Origin of the sequence: Streptomyces violaceusniger Tu 4113 (assembly GCF_000147815.2) — a bacterium.
GTDB lineage: Bacteria > Actinomycetota > Actinomycetes > Streptomycetales > Streptomycetaceae > Streptomyces > Streptomyces violaceusniger_A.
Genome location: NC_015952.1, coordinates 150,207 through 165,594 on the forward strand (window position 1 = coordinate 150,207; position 15,388 = coordinate 165,594).

Sequence of the window (15,388 nt, forward strand, 5' to 3'; positions counted from 1 at the left end):
TGCGCATGCCCACGAACCCCGCCACCGTCCCGCATACGACGCATTCGTTGCGCTGGCCGGTGGAACCTGCCCAGGGGGGCTGGTACACCAATGCCGAACATGAAGCCGCGCAAAAGGCGCTGACCTCCTCTGACGACTGGCGTACTGGCTGGAAGAACACCACCACGACGGCTGCGTTCGAGGACGCTTTCACCTCCTACACCGGAGCCGCCTTCGCTTTAACGTTCAACTCCGGTGGCACCGCGCTGGAAATGCTGCTGCGCTACCTGCGTCTGGAGCGCGGAGACGAGGTCGTGTCCTGCGCGATCAACTTCGTCGGCCCGCACCTCGCCGTGATCAATCAGGGCGGGCGTCTGATCCTCGCTGAACCGGACCCGGTCACCCTCAACCTGGACCCTGTCGACACCGAGCGTGTGATGAGCCCGCGCACGCGGGCGATCCTGCTCACCCACTGGAACGGGGCCACGGCTGACCTAAGGCCCTTCCTCGACCTTGCCAACCGACATCCGCACCCGGTGCACGGGCCGCCAGTGGTCATCGTGGACGCAGCGCGGGCCTGCGGCGGCCGTACCCCTTCCGGCATGGTGGTCGGCGCAGAGGGGTGGGCCACCGTCTTCAGCTTCGAGTCGAAAAAGCTCATGACAACGTTCGGGCAGGGCGGCATGGTCACCACCAACGACCCCGCGCTTGCCGAGCGGCTGCGCTGGATGCGGACCTACGGCGGCCGGGAGCACTGGGGCACCAACCAGATGCTGAGCAAGATCCAGGCCGCCGTGGGACTGGTGCAGCTTGGCCGCCTGGACGAGATGAACGCCGCCCGCATCCACCGCGCCCACCAGCGCACGAAGGTGTTGACCGGCATCACCGAGCTGGCCCTTCCTCCAGCCCTGGACGACCGCACGCACGTGTACTACCGGCACAACCTGCTCGTCCCCACCGCGTGGGCAGGCGCCGGCCGGGATGCCCTGATGGAGATGCTGGCCGCCAGACACGGGGTGGGCAGCATCGTCAGCGATCCTCCGACCTACCTCGGCCACCAGCTCATCCGCGCCCACACCGCCGGGCAGGACTGCCCGCGCGCCGAACGCCTCGCCGCGCGGCTGCTTTGCCCCTGCCTGCACCCGCTCATGAGCGAGACGGACGAGGCCACGGTGTGCGACGCCATCCGCGCCACGACCGCGCAGGTAGCCCGCACCTTCCACGCCTGACGACCGAGAGGACCCCCGCATGTCGCAGATCGAGAACGAAATCAGAGGCATCCTCGCGCGGGAGACCCGGCTCGCACCCGAGTACGAGCCCAAGGACCCCACCGGGCTGCTGCGCATGGTGTTTCTCTTCCCCTACGGGCACGCCTACAGCCTGATGTGCAACGGGCCGATGAGCCTTCACCACCTCATCAACTCCAGCCCCGGTATTCCCGCCGTCGCCGAGCGTGCCCTTCAGTTCGACTGCCTCACCCGCGATGGGAACCGGCTCACCACCCCCGACGGAGAGCCCTACCGCAGCATCGAGTCACCGGCCCCGGTGAGCCAGGCCGATATCGTCGGCGTCTCCGTAATCAACTCCGGCGACCTGCACAGCGTGCTGCGGCTGCTGGACCTCGCCGGTATCCCGCGCCGCACCGCCGACCGTGTCCCCGGCGTTCACCCGCTCGTGGTCGGCGGAAACCAAGGGCTGGCCGACCCCGAACCACTCGCCGACTACCTTGACGTGGTGGCCATCGGCGATGCCGAAGACTCCCTCGCCGAGCTGATCCGCACAGTCCACGCCCACCGCCACAACCCAGACGCTGGCACGCCATCACTGCACGAACAGCTCGCCCGCATCCCCGGACTGTACGTGCCGTCCATGTACGTGTGCGACTTCGCACCCGGCGGCGGCGTACACCAGATCAGCCCGAAGACCCTGACTGTGCCCGACACGGTTACCGCCCAGTACCTCCAGCTCACCGAACAGCACCCGGCCCACTTCACCTACCCGATCACCGACGGCACCGCCGCCGGTCTGCACCCGGTGCGCGGCTGCCTGCACACCTGCCACTTCTGCAACCTCGGCGTCCCTCCGTTCCGCCAGGCCCCCTTGGACGTGCTCACGGCCTACGTCGACCAGCTCGAACAGCTCAAGATCCGCAAGATCATCATCAGCGCACCGACCTTCACCCAGTACCGGCACCGCCGCGAACTCCTCGACCACATCCTCGCCTACGCCAAGCGGGCCGAGGCCGAAGGCGAGAAGGTCACCACGATCATCGGCTCCGTCCGGGCGGACGAGATCACCCAGGACTACCTCGAAGCCATCACCGAACTCGGCGACTTCGGCCACCTGTTCACCGAACTCCACCTCACCCAGGCCCGCGGCATCATCACCATCGCCCCCGAATGGGCCTCACACGACCTCGTCGCCCTCTACGGCAAGACCCAGAAACGGGAACGGGTGAACAAGGCCCTGGACCTGTGCCGCCAGACCGGGCACGTCAACACAGTCATGCTGTACTTCATCGTCGGCGCCCCCGGCGAGCTGGAAGCCGACCGGCTTGCGATCGCCGACTACGCCCAAGAGGTCCGCGCCCGCCTCGGCGACGGCGACGCGAACGTCATCATCAAGCTCCACCAGTTCATGCCCAAGCCTGGTACACCCACCCAGCGCCTGAAGATGGCTGACCCGGACCTGGTTCAGGAGTACGGGGCACGAATCGCTGACCGGCTGCGCTCCCTGGTCGGGCAGAAAATCGTCAGCGAGCACTACCGGGTGGAGCAGTTCGCAGCGAGCCGCATGCACCTGGAGGCCGTCTGTTCACGCGGAGACCGCCGCATCGGGCATGTCCTCGAAGACCTCTACGACACGGGGGTTGACCTCGCGGCCGTCACCAAAGACCAGCTCGTAGAGGCGATGGCCAAGCGCGATCTGGACTACGTCCGGCACCTTCGGCACATGGACGATCCCGTTCTTCCCTGGCACATCCTCAACCACGTCAATCGGGCCGCTGAGCAGCAGCTTTCCGACGCCCTCACCGCCCGGGAGGAGCGCCCGTGACCGAGGCCCCGTTCCCGCTCTATCCCGGAAAGCACGACCTCCCCTCCGTCCCCGACCCGGCCGAACACGCCGCCTACGTCCGCGCCCGCTACCCGGCCGCGACCCTTGGCCACTGCGCCGGCGCCGTCCTGGTCTATCAGCCCCGCCTGATGAACCACATCCGCAGTCGCTACCGGCCACTCCAGCGTCAGGGATGGATTCGCGGAGACCTACGCATCCTCAACCGCACCGGCCGCAAGATCGCCGTCTGCGGAGACTTCGGCCTCGGCGCCCCCGCCGCCGCCCTGGTCCTGGAACAGCTCATCGCCCTCGGCGTCCGCCGGATCGTCACCGTGGGCACCGCGGCATCGCTTCAGCCGCACCTGAACCCCGGCGATCTCGTGGTGTGCGACAGCGCCTTGCGGGACGAAGGCGTCTCCCGCCACTACCTCCCGCCAAGCCCATCCATCACGCCACCCGGCGAACTCACAGCACGCCTCACCAAGGCCCTCCGCGACCAGGACCACGTCATGGTCCACCAGGGCCCGGGGTGGACCACCGACGCCCCCTACCGCGAGACCAGAGCCGAAATCGAGCAGTACGCCGCCACCGGCGTGATGACCGCCGACATGGAGGCAGCCGCCGTCTTCGCCGTCACCGCACACCGCCGGGTCGAAGCCGCAGCGCTCTTTGCCGTCGCGGACTCCCTCACCCGCCGTACCCCGCGACGAGACCAGGCCAGCGTCCGCGCAGCCGCCCGAACCGGTCTGGAAACTGCCCTGGACCTCCTTGCCGGTGCCGTAGCGTAGGCGGACCACAGCACAACGAAGGGCATCGTCGAAGTGAAAACAGGCGTAACGCAGCCCTCGGTCGGCGCCGTCGTCCTGACCATGAATGACCGGCCGGACGAGTTCCCCCGCGCGATGTCCTCACTCCTCGCACAGGAAGGCATCGAACTGGACGTAATCGTGGTGGGCAATGGATGTGTCCCCGAGCAGACCCCTCCGGAGGTGCGCACCGTCGCCCTCCCGGAGAACCTGGGCATCCCCGAGGGCCGCAACATCGGCGCCGCGAACGTCAAGGGCGACTACCTGTTCTTCTTCGACAATGACGCCCACCTGCCTGACCGCGGCGCCCTGGCGAACCTCGCCGCCACACTCGACCAGGCGCCCGACCTCGCGTACGTGCAGCCCCGCATCACCGACCCCGACACCGGCGCGACACTGCGCCGGTGGGTACCCCGCCTCCGCACCTCCGATCCCGCGCGTCCCGGCACCGTGACGGTCATGGCTGAAGGCGTCGTGATGATCCGCCGGGACGCCTACGACGCCGCCGGAGGTTTCCCCGGTCGCTTTTTCCTTTATCATGAGGGAGTGGATCTTGCCTGGCGCCTGTGGGACCACGGATACACCGGCACCTACGCGCCCAGCGTGATCGTCCACCACCCGGCGACCGACCCGGCCCGTCACGGCACCTTCTACCGGCTGAACGCCCGCAACCGAGTGTGGCTGGCCCGCCGCCGCCTCCCCGCCGCCCTGATTCCGGCCAACCTCGCCACATGGGCCGTACTCGCCCTCTGGCGAACCCGTGGGCGGGAGGCGTTACGTGCCTCGCTCGCGGGCCTCAAGGAGGGACTGCGTGACGACTGCGGGGCGCGGGAGCCGATGAGCTGGCGCACGGTCGCACGCCTGACTCGCGCCGGCAGACCGCCTATCCTCTGACAACCATAGGTTCACCTTGGGCTACGTTCCGGTGGTACTGCCGGAGTGGGACCTGGAGGCCGAACATTGATCATCTCCGCGACCCGCATCCGAACCTCAGCGAAAGCCGTCATCATCCACGAGGGCGCGGTATTGCTGACCCGCAACCTTTGGCGAGGGCAAGAGCGCCACTTCCTTCCCGGCGGCGGCCAGAATCCCGGGGAACCACTCCCAGAGACCGTGCGGCGTGAAGTCCTCGAAGAGACCGGCGTGACTGTCGCGGCCGGGCACGTCCTCGGGACGTACGAGTGGACGAGCAGGCCAGAGGATTTCCCCGACGAGACAGAGCGCGTACACCAGGTGGAGATCATCTTCCGGTGCACCCTCACCGGACGCCCAGACCTGGGCGGCGGCCACGAGCATGACCACGACCAGATCGGAGCTGAATGGGTCCCTCTCGACATGATCCCGATCCTGGGCACACTCATGCCCGCCTACCGGGGTCTGTTTGCGGGCATGTCCGGCGACAGGTTCCCAGGAAGCGTCTACCTCGGGTATGACGCCTGACTGGTACGTCGGCACCGACCCCCGACTTTGGTTCGGGCGAACCGAAATCGGGTGCCAGTAGGGAATGTGCCCACGGTCTTGGCGGCGTTACCCCTAGCATGGCCTCCTGTTGCCGGCGTGTCTCCGCGCTGGGGAGGCAAGGGGGTCGAATGGAATACGGGGAGAATCCCATTGCTCACTCTATTGACATCAGCGCCCCGAGTATCGCCCGTATGCGCGACTGGCTCCTGGGGGGTACGGACAATTTTCCGTCCGACCGCAGGGCCTGCCGGGCTCTGTTAGATATCGCGCCCAGCACTCGCGCGCTGGTGCGGAACAACAGGTTGTTCCTGCAACGCGTGGTGCGTGTCCTGGCTCAGGACTACGGGGTGCGTCAGTTCCTGGATTACGGCTTCGGACTGCCGGTGGGGCGCACCAACGTCCACCAGGTCGCCCAGAGCGTTGACCGCAGCTCGCGCGTCGTCTACATCGACGACGATCCGATCGTTCTCGCGCATGGCCGGACCCTGCTCGACGAGAACGACGAGACAGCCATCATGCGGGCAACGATGACGGACATCGACGGCACGCTCGACCACCTCAAGGGCACCGGTCCGATCAACCTCGATGCTCCTGTGGCCGCCCTGTTCGTCTCGGGGCTGCACCGCATCCCCGACTCCCCTGGGGCCCAGAGCGTGATCCAACGGCTTGCCGGTCGGCTGGTCGCGGGGAGTTTCCTGGTGTTCTGCCAGCTCGTCAGCGACAGCGCGGCAATGCGACAGGCGGCTACGGAGTTCATGCTTCAGACCACCGGCCACAACTGGGGCCGGGTCCGGGACAAGAGCGAGGTGCATGCCTGGGTCAGCGGCATGCAGATGCTCGACCCTGGTCTGGTCGAGGTCTCCGCCTGGCGGCCGGACTCCGACGTCACGCCGCGGCAGCGCACCTTCGAGTGGGAAGAGTACGGCGGAGTCATCTGTCTGTCCTGACGCCCAGGCGGCTGGGGCCGTTGGTCGATACCGCATCAGCGGCAGCCCATCGGGTTCGGGGCGCGCTTCACGCGGCAGCGCGCGGCCAGCGGAAGCCGCGGCCAACACCGCATCACCCGGCAAGGCCACGCCCCGAACCGATAGCGTCAGCCCGGTGAACACCGACACGATCACCGCCCCCACGGAAGACGCCGAAAGCCTCCGCAACACCCTGGTCGACCAGCTTCGCAAGGACGGACACGCGCGCACGCCCGCCGTCGAGACCGCGTTGCGCACCGTGCCCCGCCACGTGTTCGTGCCCGACGCGACGCTTGAGGACGCCTACGCCAACGCGCCAGTGAACATCAAGTACGACACCGACGGCGCGTCGATCTCCTGCGCCTCCCAGCCCGGTGTCGTCGCGCTCATGCTCGACCAGCTCGAAGCCCAGCCCGGCGGGCGCATCCTCGAACTCGGCGCCGGCACCGGCTACAACGCTGCTCTCCTCGCCCACCTCGCCGGGGAAGCCGGTCACGTGACCACGCTCGACGTCGATGACGATCTGGTGGAGGGCGCCCGTGCTCACCTCGCCGCCGCCGGGATCACCAACGTCACAGCGGTGACCCGCGACGGAGCCCTCGGCTACGCCGAAGGAGCGCCGTACGACCGGATCATCGCCACCGTGGGCGCGCACGGCGTGCCGCACGCCTGGCTCAAGCAGCTCGCCCCCGGCGGCCGTCTCCTCGTCCCCCAGCGTCTCAAGGGCAGCGTCGCGCGCTCCATCGCCTACGAGCGGCGCGACGGCCGGTGGGTATCCCTCGGCAGCGCGATGAACACCTTCATGCCGCTGCGGCGGGGCATCGCCGACGACGACCGCCGCGCCATCCCCCTCAGCACGGACGGCACCGTACGACTCCAGGCCCCCGCCGGTCAGAACATCGACGCCGACGCCCTTGCCGGTGTCCTGGACCAGCCGCGCACCGAAGAGTGGACCGGCGTGACGGTCCACGGCCAGGAGACGCCGGATTTGATGGAGCTATTCGTGTCCTGCTCCCTTCCCTCCGGCCTGATCCGGATGCTGTTCCCCCAGAGCGCCAAGGGCACCGTGCTCACCGAGGACCCCTACCCCTCGTCGACCGCGGCTGTCGACAAGGGCGCCGTCACCTACCTCGCCCGGCGCCTGTCAGAGAAGAAGACCCCCGAGGGCGGCAAGCTCTGGGAGTTCGGAGTCATCGGCCACGGCCCCGGCAGCGACGAGCTGGCCGCGAGGGTCGCCGACGCCATCCGTACGTGGGACCGCGAGTTCCGCGGCCGTGAGGTCACGTTCGAGATTCAGCCCCTGGACGCCCCCGCCGCCGAGCAGAGGCCGGGCCTCTTCGCCCTGGACACCCCGCTGAACCGCGTCGTCGTCGACTGGAAGTGACGGCCCACGCTTGACTTCCGCTCCCCGCCCTAAAGGGCGGGGATTCCTAGGCGGCTTGTCGGCCGGTGCGCTGCTGCTCGGTGGGTTCGGTGTACGGGTGCGGGCGCAGCACGCCGTAGTCGTTCTTGTGCCCGTCGGCGATCTGATGGCAGTGGCGGCAGGCGTCCGGTTGGAGGGGGGCGTAGCGAGCTTTGCCGCCGGTGAGGTCGTCGATGACACACAGGGTGCACAGACAGATGCCGCCGGGCTGGGTGGCATGGTGGTTGGGGTTGATGTCGACGGTGCCGGGCTCGTACCAGTGTGGTCCGGTGTACTGGCTGGGGATGAGCATGGCGACCATGCCAGCCCCGCCGGAGTTCTCGATCTTGTCGATGATTTGCTGGAACCACTCGATGGCTTGCTGCTCGGTGCCCTGCCAGGCGTGGCTGACGGGCTTGTCGTTGATGAAGGTACGGACGTGACCGGGCTTGCCTCGCGCGGCGAGGATCTTGATGACGCGGCCCCGGTAGGTGGTCCTGGTCAAAGGGTGCTCCTGGTCTGTTCAGTGATTCAGACGGCCGGTTGCGGCCGGGCCCGGGTAGGGAGTCAGGCCCGTTCGGCATTTCGGGTACAGGCGGCACCCTATTGCTACCCGGTAGACTTTCTCAAGAGAAAGTACCTACGGCGTGTCCTCTGATGAACTTGAAACCCTCCGGCACCGTCCCGAGGTCGCCTCCTCGTGCTGGGGTACGCGGTCCGCTCGATAACCCCACGAAGGGACCCCCACGGTGGGTACTGTCCTCCCTGACGGTCCGTGACCACATTCCGGGGGTCGCCGTGTCCTTCCCGCCGTCACCAGCCGAGATTCCGTTGCGCAAATGGCTTCGCTGGGCGGGCGTTCACGCGTACCGGGCGGGCCCCGGCGGCCCCACATTCCCCCTTTGGAGGCGTACGTGAATACCTCTGCTCTGCGTGCGACAACAGCCGGCGTTCCTGATCGCGGTGACGTTTTCGCCTTTGCGGACGATGAGATAGAGCGGGCCGCTACCGAGCTGTGGCCGCGTGCGGTCATCGAGGCGGGCGTCCATGTGCCCAGCGTCACGTCCTACGTCCGCCGTCTGAGCGTCGATGGCGTGGAGCTGTACGCGAAGTACTCGCTGCTCGGTGTGTCACTGGTGTCTGTGCTGCATGGCGCCTGCGGTGGCTGGGACCAGGTCCGCCGAGATCAGGCGAAGTACGTCCGGCGGCAGGACGCACTGGCAGAGCGGGAAGCCGCGCAGTTGCGATTCCTGGCAATGCTGGGCCGACCCAAGGCATGCCGGGTCCGCGGCACATGGAGGGGCGTGTTGTTCACCGAGCCCGTACGGGGCCCGAGTCTGGCCAAGCTGCTGCTGCACCGGCCCCAGGACTCGGAGAAACTGCTGGCCGCGCCCGTGCGCGAGCTGCACCGACTCCACCTTCCAGCCGCAGAGTACGGCGCTCACGCCCCGGCCCCGATCAGGGAGTGCAGCATCGCCGACACTTTCAGGCGGAAGTTCCGCGGCCCCGGCGGACAGGCGTTCCTGGACCGGCTCGGCGAACAGCAGTGCGCCCCCGAAGAGCGAGACCGCCTGGTCGAACTGCTGAGGCAGACCGTCGCCCGGCTGGCCCGATTCCGTTCCCGCCCTGCGCGCTTGAACCAAGTGGTGACGTTCGGCGACCTCAAGCCCGAGCATGTCATCTTCCCCAACAGCGGGCGGCCGGTGTTCATCGACCCCGGTCTTCAGCCCGGGAGAGCCTGTGTGGACACCGCCAAGCTGGTCAGCCGCACCGCTTTGCTGCTGATCGGTGCCCGGCCCGGCGACAGGGCCGGGCGGCAGATCACCGGCGGCATCGACGCTGTCCTCCTCGCCCAGCTTGCCCACCTCTCCGGCCGGGCGCGGGATGCCGGTCTGCGGGAACTGCTGGTGCTGTGGCTGATGGACACCGTCAACATCCTCACGAGCTATCTCTCCGCCCCCGCCGCCCTTCCTCTCCCCCCCCAAGCCGATGCGGTCCTCCATCGCGCGGCTGTGGTCTGCACCTTTCTCGACCGGCTCACCGACAGCCTGGCCCGCGGCCTTGAGACCGAGGCCGTGTTGGAGGACGGGCTGACGCTGATCAGGGCAGCGGCGTCATAAGTAGGAGTCCGGCTTGGATCTTCGTCTGAGGTTGGCGCCGACGCATCCATCCAATACGGGACCTTCGATCCCGGAACGGGAAAAATCTCACAGGTGACTGACGAGATCGCCGTAGGTGACGAACAGGAAGACGACGCACCGTCCCTCGCGTCGCCCTTCTCCGATGAAGCAGTTTCGGCTTGGCTGCTGCGCAGGGGGGCAACGGCGGACGAGGTGAAGGCATACCTGGAGCGTCGCGAAGCGCACCTCCAGACCGTGGTTGCCGAGAGAGAGGAACGGGAAAAAGCCTTCTGGTCCCTCTGCGAGCACGTGAAGCTCATCGGCGACATGGTCTTGGACTCCTCGAACCGGCTTGAGCGCATCGAGCGCACCCTGGAAACCTTGAGCACCACGGTCGACGGCATCGTCAACGGGGCCACCATTGCCCGTAGCACCTGGTCGCAGCACCGATAAGAACGGCCGAACGATCCCGCGCGCCCGCGACGCCTGGACCCAGAGCAGACGGAAACAGGCAGGTCAGGTGGCGATTAGCCGCCCGGCCCGCTCGGACAGCTCGCGGGCGGTGGGATCACCCGGGTACCGGGCCAGGCGCACTCGCATGTCCTCCGCGGCGTCGCGGACCTTTATGGACTGGACGCCTTCGGCACAGTCCAGGAACTCGACCCAGACCATCAGGGCGCCGTCCAGGTCGCCTTGGCGCAGGTGGATCTCGCCGAGGTTCCCCAGGACGCTGGCCCGGGTGCGGCGCCGGTCGAGGCCGTAGGACTCCAGTGCCTGGTGCAGGTGCTGTTGGGCGGCGGTGAGGTCGCCCATCTTCGCCAGGATCATGCCGGAGGCGTAGGCCCACCGTCCGATGGAGAAGTGGGACGCCCACGACTCGCCGGGCGGGGTGCTGGCGGTGCGCTCGATGTAGGTCTGGGAGGAGGACAGGGCCTTGGTGGCGGCCCTGTGGTCGCCGTCCAGGGCCGCGGCCTCGGCGAAGGTGCACTCGTAGTAGGCGCGGGCCCGCGAATCGTCCAGGTGGCTCGCGTAGTTCATCGTCTGCTCGGCGAGCGCGAAGGCTTCCGCACGGTGCCGCGGACCCAGACCGATGGACTGGACCGCGAGGCCGCGCAGAGCAGTCGCGGCAAGCTCGGCCTCACCCGCTTCGTCGGCGAGCCGCCAGGCGTGCACGTAGTAGTGGCGAGCGAGCTGCTGGTGGCCCTTGTCGTCGCCCTCGTCCTGGGACATCCACCCGAGGAGGTGGGTGAGCTGACTCGTGGCCGCGTACAGGGCGTGGCCGGTGGCCTCGGTGTAGCGGCCGTTCAGCCACGGCCCGACGTTCTCGATGAGGTAGCTGCGGGCGATCTTGCGGACGTGGCCGCCGCCGTACTCCGCGGCGCTGTCGCCGAGCGTCTTGACCATGGTCTTGATCGCCTGCACTTCGCCCTGGCCGACCCGGACGGCGGAGGCGGGGGTCTCGCGGACTCGCCGGGTGATCGCGTCGGGGTCGGGCACGCCGAGGAACGACAGCGCGCCACCGCTTGAGGCGGACAGGAAACTCCGACGGTCCACGTCACTCCTCCCCAGGGCCAGTACAGAGGCCACGGTATCCACGGCCGGAACCGCTTGCCCGGCGGGATCGACCTCCGGAGGTGCGAGCCCCAGGACGACCGTCACCGCCGGCAACCACAGATCGCCCGGTGTCCTCTCTCCAGCCAGCAGCTTGCGCGCGTACTGGCGCGTCATGCCCATTGGTCCCCGACCAGCGGCGATGCCGAGTTCCCGGGCGAGCTTGGAGGGGCCCCAGCCGCGTTCCTCGCACGCCTGGCGAATCAGGTACCCCACCGGTACCGGCTCCATGACCACCCGTGACCCCCTCTCAGGGTTACCAAGGACTACGCGGGGTTACATGGTGGGTCCTATTTCCTTCTCCGGCCAGGCAGTTCACTCGAATTCACGCCCCCGAGGTAAGCCGTACATGGCTCCCCCATCTCGCCGGCGCATAAGGAGGCGGGTCCCGGGCGGTCATCGTCCTGCACTGCTTGGGGCCCGCCTCCTTCCCCCCACTGTCTGCGTGACCTGGGAAGGAGAGGGAAACCTTGGAGTCCCCGGAAAGAACAGAGCCACCGGCCAACGCATCGTCGGCCGTGCTGTACGTCTGCATTCAGCCCGGCCAGCGCATCCGCAAGCTGCCCGAACAGCGGGCCGTTGACGAGGGCCACGCCTGCGCCGACAAGAACGGGATGCGGTTCGTCGCCGAGGTCACCGACCCCTATGGCGAGCCGGTCCCGCAGGAGCGCGAAGGGTGGCTCCGCGTCCGGGAGATGGCAGAGCGCGGCGAGATGACGTCGGTGATCACCCGGTGGCCCAACGCCATCAGCCCTTACCGCGAGCTTCGTCACCCGGAAATCTCCTGGCTCCGCGAGCGCGGTGTGCGGGTTCTGTTCTCCTGGCCTCCGCTCTCGGTTCTGGGAAGCGGGGAAAGTTGACCGGGCGTCACGCAGCGGAGTCCATCGAGCGCATCGAGCGCACCCTAGAAGCCTTGAGCACAGAGCGTTACTCGCTGCCGTCCACGTAGTCGCCGTGGTGGGCGGAGCCGTGCCCGCTGTGGTGGCCGTCGCTGTGGTGTTCGGTGCGGGGCGGGGGCTGGGTGAGGCCGCGCAGGCGCTGGCGCAGGGTCCGCGGCCGGGTGGACCGTACGGCCTCGCGGATGGAGGCTGTGGTGCGGTTCAGGGCGCGGGTGATCACTCCGGCAATGAGCAGTGGCGTCAGGGCGGAGATCCACGCCGGGACACTTCCGTAGTCGACCGAGGCCAGTGTCGTCACGTGCCTCACCTCCCACCCACCAAAATACGGTAAAAAGGGACAAAGAGGTTCATAATCAGCTCATGAACGACAGCCTCTTCACCAACCCCATCAAGGACAGCACCTGGACCGTCGCGTGCGGCGGAGGCAAGTGCTGCATCGAGATCGCCGAGGTCGAAGGCGGGGGCTACGCCCTGCGCAACACCCAGGCGCCCGGCAGCGTCATCCGCTGTACCACCGAGGAACTGCGCACCTTCCACGCCCTGATCCCCGGCATCATCGACGAGGCGTGATTCACGCCTCCGGCACCGGCGGGGCGTACACCGGCGAGGCCATGCGCCGGATGTGATGCCCCGCCGGGACCGCCGCGGCAATCGCCACGGACGCCTCTTCCCGGCCCGCCCCGTACGTCACCGCCACATCCACGTCCGGCAGCAGCGGCAGCACCTCCGTGTGGCAGTAGACCGGCTGACCGGCCTTCATCCGCTCCACGTCCTCTTCGGTGAGCGAGAGTACGAGCACGGGCTTTCCGCCCGAATCGGTGACCTGTCCCATCAGCATCGCGCGAGCCTACCCCAGCAGCAGATCCGCGCCGGCGCAGAGCGAGACCCCGGACGCCGCCGCCAGGGCCGCGATCAACAGGGGGCTGTCCGGCCCCCGCAGGGCCTCCTGGACCGCCGCGTGGACGTCTCCGAGCGCGTGCAGGCGCATTGCCTCCCTCCGGCTCCGATCCGCGGAGTCCTCCAGCTCGGCCCTCACGGCGAGGGAACATCCGATCCCGAAGGACAATAGGGCAATCCCGTACAGGGCGGTCACTGACCATCGCCTTTCGCTACTGGTACAAAAGCGGTCATGCACATCAAGCGCCTCATCCCCGCCGTCCTCACCGCAACCGCCCTGGCCATCAGCGGCTGCTCTGCCGCCCCTGACGACGTATCCGACCACATCAACACCAGCAGGCTGAACAGCCATCAGAAGTCCGTGATCAGCGTCTGGTACGACGTGGTGGACGCCCAGGAGAAGAAGCGCCTGGAGGCGCTGAGCGGACACGAAGTTCTCTCCTCGGTGAACGCCTTCACCCTGCTGTGCGCGGTCGACGAGGACCGTATCGCCGCCGAGCTGGTCAAGTACTTCCACGGGGTCAGCAAGAACGGCGCGGCCCGGCTCGCCGACGCCATCGACGATCACCTGTGCGAGAAGCCCAAGACGAAGACGACGAAGAAGCCCTCCGCGTCGGCGACGGCGAGCACCCCTACCACGCCCAAGACCCCGGCGGCCCCCAGCGTCGACACCAATCCCACCCACGACCTGACCAAGCCCACCTCCCGCCACGACCGCGAGGAGATGACGCTGCGCGCCCCGGCCAACCGCGAGCCCGCCAAGACCCATCAGCACCCGGCCCCCGAGCACCGGCCGCAGGCCCCCAAGCCCGCCCCGGCCGCTAAGGCACCCGCCAAGAGCATGGCCAAAAGCGGACGTTGATCGGACGAACCGGCCGGAACCAGTACGGCACAGCCCACAAGCCCCCGCGTAGAGTGACTGGCCATGTGGTGGTCGTACGTACTCGCCCTGGGGGGCGCCGGCGGGTTCTTCATGATGCGCCGCGGCATGTGGCAGGGCTTCGCCACCTCCACCTGCATGCAGGCCCTGTGGACCGTCTACACCGTCGTCAGCGGCCAGTGGGGCTTCCTGTTCGGCGTCGCCCTGTACGGGCCGATGAGCATCTGGGGCTGGTACTCCTGGAAGCGCCGCGGAGTCCCCTCCCCGGCTGCCGCCTGCACCTGTCCGTGCGCCTGCGGCTCACGCGCGCCTGTCGCCCCGGCTGCCTGACGCCAGCGGCTGCGGAGCCAGCGACTCCACCGCCTTCACCCACTGCCACAACTCGTTCGTCGGGTCCAGAGACTGGCTGCGCGCCTGCGCCGCGGCCGACGCCTGCTGCCACACCAGCGGATCGCGCACCAGGCCCCGCAGCGTGGTCGCCCATTCCTGCATGCTCTCCCGGTCGGCATAGACCCCAGCCGGTCCCAGGGCCTCGCGCAGACCAAGCGTCGGGTTCGCGATGACCGGGATGCCCGACGCCATCGCCTCCACCGCCGCCATGCCGTAGGACTCGTAGATCGAGGGCATCAGCAGAACCCGCGTACGCGACCACACCTGACGGCGCATGTCCGACGTCGGCCCGATGACCTCCACGTTCGGCGGCAACCCGGCCGTGACCTGCTCCCCGTACGCCCCCACCACCCCCAGGAAGGGCACGTCGGGGAAGAGCATGGCCAGGTGCCCGAAGATGTGCACCCCCTTGGCCGCGTTCAGGTTCACCAGCGTCACCGCGCCGCCCGGCCGCGTGGCGTGCTCGTGCGGCCACACCGGCGGATGCAGCACCATCCACCGCGCCCCGTCCAGCATCGAGTGCCACGAACGCGCGATCCACTCCGTGTTGAACACGGTCAAATCCGGCTTCATCGCCAGCACAACCCGGTGTTCGTCGAACGTGTTGTGCTGGACCAGCACCGACGGGATGCCGAAATCCCGGGCCGTCTGCACCCCCAGCGCGGCGTGCGTGTGGTGGGTGACGATCACGTCCGGCTCCAGCGAACGCGTCAGCGGCACAGCGTGGCCCTGCCGACGCTCGGAGAAGGCACGGATGCCCTCGTACGTCCACTGCTCGGGAGCCTGCGGCATGTCCGTGGTGACGGCCCACACCTCATGCCCGGCCTGCTGGAGGGACTGGAGCATCGTGTGCAGCATCGTCTCGGACCCGGCCAGCTTGTAGGGCGGGTAGAAGTGCACCAGGGCGACCACGCGCATGCCCGT

Annotated in this window: 18 protein-coding genes and 1 pseudogene; 13 read left to right on the top strand and 6 right to left on the bottom strand. The window is 68.2% G+C overall.

Annotated elements, in window-relative coordinates; genetic code table 11:
* The first annotated feature begins 5 nt into the window (after positions 1-5).
* The 7 genes and pseudogenes from STRVI_RS45885 to fxlM form a co-directional block, all read left to right on the top strand.
* Complete coding sequence (locus STRVI_RS45885) at positions 6-1,208, top strand: DegT/DnrJ/EryC1/StrS family aminotransferase (RefSeq protein ID WP_014043909.1); 1,203 nt, start codon at positions 6-8, stop codon at positions 1,206-1,208.
* A 19-nt stretch (positions 1,209-1,227) separates the two neighbouring features.
* Positions 1,228-3,033: a B12-binding domain-containing radical SAM protein gene (locus STRVI_RS45890; protein ID WP_014043910.1), complete on the top strand. Its 1,806-nt coding sequence runs from the start codon at positions 1,228-1,230 to the stop codon at positions 3,031-3,033.
* On the top strand, positions 3,030-3,821 hold the full coding sequence (locus STRVI_RS45895) for a nucleoside phosphorylase (RefSeq protein ID WP_014043911.1): 792 nt from the start codon (positions 3,030-3,032) through the stop codon (positions 3,819-3,821). The genes STRVI_RS45890 and STRVI_RS45895 overlap by 4 nt, the downstream gene beginning before the upstream one ends.
* 81 nt (positions 3,822-3,902) lie before the next feature.
* The gene (locus tag STRVI_RS45900; RefSeq protein WP_435532648.1) at positions 3,903-4,733 is read left to right on the top strand and encodes a glycosyltransferase family 2 protein; all 831 of its coding nucleotides are present in this window, start codon (positions 3,903-3,905) and stop codon (positions 4,731-4,733) included.
* Between the two features lie 66 nt (positions 4,734-4,799).
* Positions 4,800-5,279, top strand: a complete 480-nt coding sequence (locus tag STRVI_RS49850; protein ID WP_014043913.1) for an NUDIX domain-containing protein — start codon at positions 4,800-4,802, stop codon at positions 5,277-5,279.
* 149 nt (positions 5,280-5,428) lie between these two features.
* Complete coding sequence (locus STRVI_RS45910; protein WP_014043914.1) at positions 5,429-6,247, top strand: SAM-dependent methyltransferase; 819 nt, start codon at positions 5,429-5,431, stop codon at positions 6,245-6,247.
* A gap of 103 nt (positions 6,248-6,350) precedes the next feature.
* Positions 6,351-7,649: pseudogene (gene fxlM / locus STRVI_RS45915) on the top strand (methyltransferase, FxLD system); the annotation flags it as partial.
* A 46-nt stretch (positions 7,650-7,695) separates the two neighbouring features.
* On the opposite strand, the gene STRVI_RS45920 reads toward fxlM, so the two are convergent.
* Positions 7,696-8,172, bottom strand: coding sequence for a hypothetical protein (locus STRVI_RS45920; protein WP_014043916.1), 477 nt, complete (start codon positions 8,170-8,172; stop codon positions 7,696-7,698).
* Positions 8,173-8,581: 409 nt separating this feature from the next.
* Here STRVI_RS45920 and STRVI_RS45925 point away from each other — a divergent pair, with 409 nt between their 5' ends.
* A complete protein-coding gene (locus STRVI_RS45925) occupies positions 8,582-9,787 on the top strand; it encodes a phosphotransferase (protein ID WP_014043917.1) in 1,206 nt (401 codons plus the stop codon).
* A 93-nt stretch (positions 9,788-9,880) separates the two neighbouring features.
* Positions 9,881-10,240, top strand: coding sequence for a hypothetical protein (locus STRVI_RS45930; RefSeq protein WP_014043918.1), 360 nt, complete (start codon positions 9,881-9,883; stop codon positions 10,238-10,240).
* Between the two features lie 63 nt (positions 10,241-10,303).
* Here STRVI_RS45930 and STRVI_RS45935 read toward each other — a convergent pair whose 3' ends face one another.
* On the bottom strand, positions 10,304-11,635 hold the full coding sequence (locus STRVI_RS45935; protein ID WP_014043919.1) for a tetratricopeptide repeat protein: 1,332 nt from the start codon (positions 11,633-11,635) through the stop codon (positions 10,304-10,306).
* A 233-nt stretch (positions 11,636-11,868) separates the two neighbouring features.
* On the opposite strand from STRVI_RS45935, the gene STRVI_RS45940 reads away from it, so the two are divergent.
* Positions 11,869-12,258 (top strand): hypothetical protein, encoded by a 390-nt coding sequence (locus tag STRVI_RS45940; protein WP_014043920.1) that lies wholly within the window; start codon positions 11,869-11,871, stop codon positions 12,256-12,258.
* A gap of 67 nt (positions 12,259-12,325) precedes the next feature.
* On the opposite strand, the gene STRVI_RS45945 is transcribed toward STRVI_RS45940, so the two are convergent.
* Positions 12,326-12,595, bottom strand: coding sequence for a hypothetical protein (locus STRVI_RS45945; RefSeq protein ID WP_014043921.1), 270 nt, complete (start codon positions 12,593-12,595; stop codon positions 12,326-12,328).
* A gap of 62 nt (positions 12,596-12,657) precedes the next feature.
* Here STRVI_RS45945 and STRVI_RS45950 point away from each other — a divergent pair, with 62 nt between their 5' ends.
* Entirely contained in the window at positions 12,658-12,867 is a 210-nt protein-coding gene (locus STRVI_RS45950; RefSeq protein ID WP_014043922.1) for a DUF397 domain-containing protein, read from the top strand.
* Position 12,868: 1 nt separating this feature from the next.
* Here the strand turns inward: STRVI_RS45950 and STRVI_RS45955 are convergent, their stop codons facing one another.
* The gene (locus STRVI_RS45955; RefSeq protein WP_014043923.1) at positions 12,869-13,135 is read right to left on the bottom strand and encodes a hypothetical protein; all 267 of its coding nucleotides are present in this window, start codon (positions 13,133-13,135) and stop codon (positions 12,869-12,871) included.
* 9 nt (positions 13,136-13,144) lie between these two features.
* Positions 13,145-13,285 (bottom strand): hypothetical protein, encoded by a 141-nt coding sequence (locus STRVI_RS53380; RefSeq protein WP_167543333.1) that lies wholly within the window; start codon positions 13,283-13,285, stop codon positions 13,145-13,147.
* A 141-nt stretch (positions 13,286-13,426) separates the two neighbouring features.
* Here STRVI_RS53380 and STRVI_RS45965 point away from each other — a divergent pair, with 141 nt between their 5' ends.
* Together STRVI_RS45965 and STRVI_RS45970 are read left to right on the top strand one after the other, a co-directional pair.
* A complete protein-coding gene (locus STRVI_RS45965) occupies positions 13,427-14,056 on the top strand; it encodes a hypothetical protein (RefSeq protein WP_014043925.1) in 630 nt (209 codons plus the stop codon).
* 63 nt (positions 14,057-14,119) lie between these two features.
* Positions 14,120-14,404 (top strand): hypothetical protein, encoded by a 285-nt coding sequence (locus STRVI_RS45970; protein ID WP_014043926.1) that lies wholly within the window; start codon positions 14,120-14,122, stop codon positions 14,402-14,404.
* Here the strand turns inward: STRVI_RS45970 and STRVI_RS45975 are convergent.
* The gene (locus STRVI_RS45975) at positions 14,375-15,382 is read right to left on the bottom strand and encodes a glycosyltransferase family 4 protein (RefSeq protein ID WP_014043927.1); all 1,008 of its coding nucleotides are present in this window, start codon (positions 15,380-15,382) and stop codon (positions 14,375-14,377) included. The genes STRVI_RS45970 and STRVI_RS45975 overlap by 30 nt on opposite strands.
* Between the last annotated feature and the right edge of the window lie 6 nt (positions 15,383-15,388).